At 56.8% G+C, this 5,885-nt stretch carries 4 protein-coding genes; 1 reads left to right on the top strand and 3 read right to left on the bottom strand.

What is annotated here, in order from left to right:
* Nucleotides 1–399: 399 nt before the first annotated feature.
* Nucleotides 400–2,634, top strand: a complete 2,235-nt coding sequence (locus AC1DWF_RS29380) for a PAS domain-containing sensor histidine kinase (protein ID WP_476842386.1) — start codon at nt 400–402, stop codon at nt 2,632–2,634.
* Here the strand turns inward: AC1DWF_RS29380 and AC1DWF_RS29375 are convergent, their stop codons facing one another.
* From AC1DWF_RS29375 to AC1DWF_RS29365, 3 genes are all read right to left on the bottom strand, one after another.
* On the bottom strand, nt 2,635–3,435 hold the full coding sequence (locus tag AC1DWF_RS29375) for a response regulator (protein ID WP_476842385.1): 801 nt from the start codon (nt 3,433–3,435) through the stop codon (nt 2,635–2,637). It abuts the gene before it with no gap.
* Nucleotides 3,404–5,320, bottom strand: a complete 1,917-nt coding sequence (locus AC1DWF_RS29370; RefSeq protein ID WP_476842384.1) for a hybrid sensor histidine kinase/response regulator — start codon at nt 5,318–5,320, stop codon at nt 3,404–3,406. Before AC1DWF_RS29370 ends, AC1DWF_RS29375 begins: the two co-directional genes overlap by 32 nt.
* Nucleotides 5,321–5,689: 369 nt before the next feature.
* Nucleotides 5,690–5,885: hypothetical protein (locus tag AC1DWF_RS29365; RefSeq protein ID WP_476842383.1), on the bottom strand; the 196-nt coding region annotated here is incomplete at its 5' end.

Raw genomic sequence — 5,885 nt, 5'->3', positions numbered from 1 at the left:
GCCCTGTCGTCCGCGACAGGGACCGTGCACATCGGATGGACAATTTCCGACCGCTTTCGGTTGACTTGGAAAGAGTCCAATGGTCCTGCAGTAGAGAAGGCGTCGCGGAGCGGTTTCGGAAAGGTTGTGCTCGAGCGCGTGACACCGTCTGCACTTGGCGGCTTCGGCCTTCTGAGCTTTCAACCAGAAGGGATTGTTTGGACTCTCGACGCTCCTGTAGAGGCTGTCATAAACACAGCTATATAGTTGCTCCACAGCGTGGGATAATATCCAAATATCCTGTAGCCACAAAATGAATTTGGCCTTCAATTCAATTGCTAGCAACGATCCTCGTAAAGAAAATCAAAAAATGGACATAACATGCTAGGTGTCGCGGCTGCCGCTCCAGAGGAGATGCGATTGGCTTTTTTGTCGGGCGGTGGAGAAGTTGGGAAACTGATTGCCGCGCTTGCCTGGGAGCGTACGTCGCTTGGGCCGATTGAAAATTGGTCTCAGGGTCTGAAATCGACAGTCTCTCTCATACTCCGTTCTTCAGTGCCAATCGTCACCTTGTGGGGGGAGGACGGCGTCATGATCTACAATGACGCTTATTCAGTATTTGCTGATCGCCGTCACCCTCAAATTCTGGGCAGCAAGGTGCGCGAGGGCTGGCCSGARGTCGCSGMMTTCAACGAYMATGTCATGAAGGTCGGACTGGCTGGCGAGACGCTCGCATATCGTGATCAGGAACTCACGCTCAACCGTTCAGGAAAAGCCGAACAAGTCTGGATGAACTTGGACTACTCGCCAATCCTCGACGAAAGTGGCCGCCCCGCCGGCGTGATTGCCATTGTTGTGGAGACGACGGCCAAGGTGGCTGCAGAGCGTTGGCGCACGAGCGAACTCGACCGCAAGCGTCAATTGTTCGAACAAGCCCCCGGCTTCATTGCCATGTTGGCTGGCCGAGATCACGTATTCGAACTCACCAACGCGGCGTATAGGCAACTCATTGGTCATCGGGACGTCTTGGGCATGACGGTACGAGATGCGTTGCCTGAAATTGCGAGCCAAGGCTTTATCGAGCTTCTAGATCAAGTCTATGTCACCGGTGAGCCCTTCTTTGGATCGTCTGTGAAGACCACGTTGCAGCGCATGCAAGGTGCCCGTGAAGAGAAACGTCTAATCGATTTCATCTATCAACCAGTCCGAAGCCCCACTGGTGAAATTATTGGGATATTCGTACAAGGCAACGACGTTACCGAGCGTCTCGTCGCTGAAACGGCCCTGCGAAACAGCGAAGCGCAATTCCGCACGTTCGCCGAGGCAATGCCGAACCATGTGTGGACCTCCACAGCCGACGGACAACTGACGTGGTTCAATCCGCGCGTCTATGAGTACAGTGGGGCTGGCCCTGGTGAACTTGACGGCGACCGCTGGGCAAAAATCGTCCACCCCGATGACATAGCTGACGCAGCCAAGAATTGGGAAAAAGCGGTTCAGCATGGCGTCTTCTATGAGACCGAATTCAGACTGCGCCGTCACGACGGAGTTTTTCGCTGGCACATTGCGCGAGCAGTTCCCATCCTCGACCAGAATGGGAACCGTCTCCAATGGATCGGCACGAATACAGACATCGACGACCAAAAGAGCGCTGCACAGGCCCTTGCTCAGAGCGAGCGGCGGTTGCAGCTGTCGCAGAACGCGGCGGGGATCGTTTCATTGGAAGTCGATATCGTCACAGGGCACGTCTTTGGGTCCGAAGGCTTTTGGGATCTATGGGGCTTGAGTCCGCGACCTTTCGTTCATGTTAGCGAACTCGAAACCATCGTCTTGGAAGCCGACAAGGACATACGTTCGAATCCTGAGACGCGCGATCAGGGAACGGCGCTTGCCAATGTCGAATATCGTATCCGTCGACCCGATACAGGTGAACTGCGCTGGCTTTCTCGCCACATCGACTTTGTCCGGGACGCCTCTGGAAAGACGATCAAGATGTTTGGCGTTATGCAGGACATCACCGACAGGAAAGAAGCTGAAGCGCGGCAGGAGATGCTCAAGTACGAGTTGGAGCACAGGATCAAGAACATACTTGCCATGGTAGGCGCGATAGCCTCTCAGACCCTTCGGAATGCGGCAAATGTGGAGGTTGCACGCATCGCACTCAACGAACGCATCCTCGCTGTAGCGAATGCCCACGATCTTTTGAACGACACACGCTGGACAAATGCGTCGATGGGCAAGGTCGTTGAAGGTGCGGTAGCAGCATTTCCGCTTGGACAGATCACAATTACGGGCCCGCAACTAGCTATCAATCCGAAGATGGCACTAACGTTAGCGCTTGCGGTAAACGAGCTGGGAACCAACTCGCTGAAATATGGAGCTCTCTCCACCTTGGACGGAAAAGTGGCGATCGACTGGTCGATTGCGCAGCCAAATTCTGTTTCTGAGCATCCCACCTTTGTCTGGAATTGGCGTGAGATCGGCGGGCCTAGCGTGGCTCTGCCAGATAGGAAAGGCTTCGGCACCTTCCTGATCGAACGCGTGCTCGGCATCGATTTCGGCGGCGTGGTTGAATACATCTTCAACCAGGAGGGGGTCGAGTGCGTGCTGACTGCGCCGATACCCTCAACGATCGTACAACCCTCCACTCATTGACTACGAGTAGAGATATCCCACGCCGCGGATAGTCCTGATTACTTCCGGCTTGGAAGGATCGTGCTCGATTTTCTTTCGCAGCCGGGAAATCCTGATGTCGATGCTGCGGTCGAAGGGATCCCATCCGCGATCGTGGGCGAGCTCAAGCAACTGGTCACGGTTGAGCGTTCGCCCGCGATTGTCGGCAAACACTTTCAAGAGCTGGAACTCCATTGGCGTAATGGCAATGTCGGCACCATCGCCGTCGATCAATTTGTGGGTTTCCAGGTCCAGCCGGCAGCTGCCGAACTGGGCAATATGCGGACCCAGATGATCCCCCCTCGCCTGCTCATGCCCCGAGGTTCTGCGCAGCACTGCCTTCACCCTGGCAAGCAACTCCCGCAAGTCGACGGGCTTGGCGATATAGTCATCGGCACCAATCTCGAGACCAACCACCCGGTCAATGATCTCCGCGGAGCCCGTCAGCATGATGATGGCAACCTTGGAATGCTCGCGCAGAAAACGCGCCAGCGAGAGGCCGTCTTCGCCAGGCATGCGGATATCGAGTATGACGACATCAACAGGCGGTTGGGCGTCGATGAGCGCGCGCAGGGAAGGACCTGCATCGGCGGTTGTGACAGCGAAACCATTGCGCTCCAGATACTCAGCGACCGTGTCGCGAATATCGGGCTCGTCATCGCAGACAACGATGTGCGGGTTGGCGTTCAACGCGTCCTCACCTTGGAATGAAAATAGCCCCCTTCGAAAGGGCATGCAAATCCATCGTGCTTCAGCCGTCCCTGTTGACCAGTTTCGAGACAAACATCCGGAGTTCGAACGGCTTTACGGGCTTCTCGAGGTAAGGCCGCTTCGTCGCGCGCAAGAAGGCCTGCGCGTCCGGGCTGATTGTGTCCCCGGTCAGGAACGCGAGCCTGTCCGCCTGCGCGGGATGAAAGTCGGAAACATGATTGTAGAGCCTGCGGCCATCCATATCGGGCATCCTGAGGTCGCTGAGGATGATATCGAATTTCCGCAGCCTCAGCTGCATCAGCGCCTCTTTCCCTGACTTGGCGATGATCACCGTGAAGCCGTCCTGGGTGAGAATTTCGGCTATCAGTTCGCCCACGTCCTTTTCGTCTTCCACCACCAGGCAGACACGCCCTGTCGATTTGGACGGTTCGGCTGCGACGGACTCGGCACGTTCAACGAGCCGGTCGGAAGCTGGAAGCGAAACCACAAAGGTTGAACCGCCGCCGTGAGTGGTTTCGACCCGGATCGTACCTTGGTGGGATTGAACGATGCGATGGCAGAACGACAAGCCGATACCGGTGCCCGCCCCGACATCCTTGGTCGTGAAAAAGGGCTCGAAGATACGCGGCAGGATTTCAGCCGATATTCCAGGGCCAGTATCAGCGACTCTGAGGACGATATTGCCGCTCTCCGGTTGGAGTTGGGTCGAGATCGTAATCTGCCTTTGGCCATCCCAGTCATGCAGCGCATGCTCTGCATTGACCAGCAGATTGATCAAAACCTGGCTGAGCTGATCGGGATCGGCCCAAACCGCAGGCAAGTTGGGCTCGAGCCGAAGTACCAGCTTGATGTCGGAAGACTTGATGGAATAGCCCGCGACCTCCGTCGCCGCCGTCACGATGTCGTCGATTGCAACATTCGATGTCCTTGTCGGCTGCTGCCTTGCCATCGCCAGGAAGGTCCTGACGATCCTTGCGCAACGTTCCGCGGCTTTGCTGATCTTGTCGGCCCGTTCGACAGTCTTGGGATCCGACGCCATTTCCTTCAGCGTCAAGGACATACCGAGCACCACCGACAGCGGGTTGTTCAACTCGTGTGCCACACCGGCAAGCAACCCGCCGAGCGCCGATAGCTTCTCGTTCTGGTGCAGTGTTTCGCGCTGACGCTCCAGTTGCTGCTGCATCTCCATACGATCGGAAAGGTCGTAGGTGTGCGAGACAATGACTTGCTCGCCGTGAAATTCGATCAGCTTGGCCGAGATCGAGCACCAGCACGGTTGCCCGTCCTTGCGCTTGAGCTGAGTCACGAAATCGTCAACCACCCCCTCACGCAACAAGCGCTCGACGAATTGTTTCCGATGCAACGGGTTGATGTAACTGTCGAAGGCGCGCTCGACATCGCCCAGCAACTCTTCTGAGGCCGGACTGCGATAGAGCACTCTCCCATCATCCGCTCGGGTCATCTGGATGCTGGCCGGGCAAGCCTCGAGAACGCGGCGCACCAGTTCGTCAGCCTCCTTCGCCGCCAGTTCGGCGCGCTTGCGCTCGGTAATGTCGACCCGGGTGACAACGAAGCCGCCCTCGCGGGTCGGACAATTCGAAACGAAGAACCAGCCCCCGTCGCTATGCTGGAACTCCTGCTGGCGGAATTCTCGCCGATCCTTAGCCCGTTCGGCCAGCCAGTCATCGATTCTATCCTGTGAAATGGGAAACTGGTTGCGTTGCGCCGTCACCCGCAGGAAGTCGAACCAATTGACTCCCGAAACCAGCACGTCGGCGCTGACGGAATGCATCTTTCGGTACTGGCTGTTGGCCAGAACCAGGCGATCGTCCTTGTCGTAGAGCGCAAAACCCTCCGCCAGGGATTCGATACCGTCTGCCAGCCGCTCGTTGGCCTGCCGGGTCTGATCCTGAGCGACGATCATATCGGTGATGTTAGTCGCGTTGGAGACGATCACCGACCGTCCCTGGAAATCGATCAGCCGCGCCGAGATCGAGCCCCAGAAGACATTGTCGTTGGCATCGTACTGCCGCACGCGAAAATCATCGATGCAGCCTTTTTCCAGCAGGACGCTGACCAGGGTCTGGCGGTCATCGGGATCAACGTAGTAGTCGCCGATGTGCGAGCGGTCGCCATAAAGCTCCTTGCTGGCTGGATTGCGATAGAGCGTTTCCCCGGCAATGGTCGACATGCGCGTCGGCACAGGGCAGGCATCAAGCACCCTTTGCATGAGGACAGTCGCTTCACGTTCAACTGCCTCGGCCTTCTTGCCGTCAGCTTGCATGCGTCATCTCCTCGATGTCAGGCAGAAGCCTCCGCATCGTTTTCACGCCGGCGTGATCGCCGTTCGCTGAATACAAGCCCTGCGTTTCGGTTTTAGGTCGAAAGCCTTCCGTTTTGTTTCAATTGCTCCACTTTCTGGTTGAGCACGTGAACAAACGAAACATTTTTCCTCCATTTTGGAGGGCTGGCTGAAACAGGGCTGCGTTAGCTTCCACTGCGTCGACTTCGCTCGGCCGCTC

It is taken from the genome of Aminobacter sp. P4_D5 (assembly GCF_056401815.1).
This window is presented reverse-complemented; position numbering and strand designations above follow the sequence as displayed.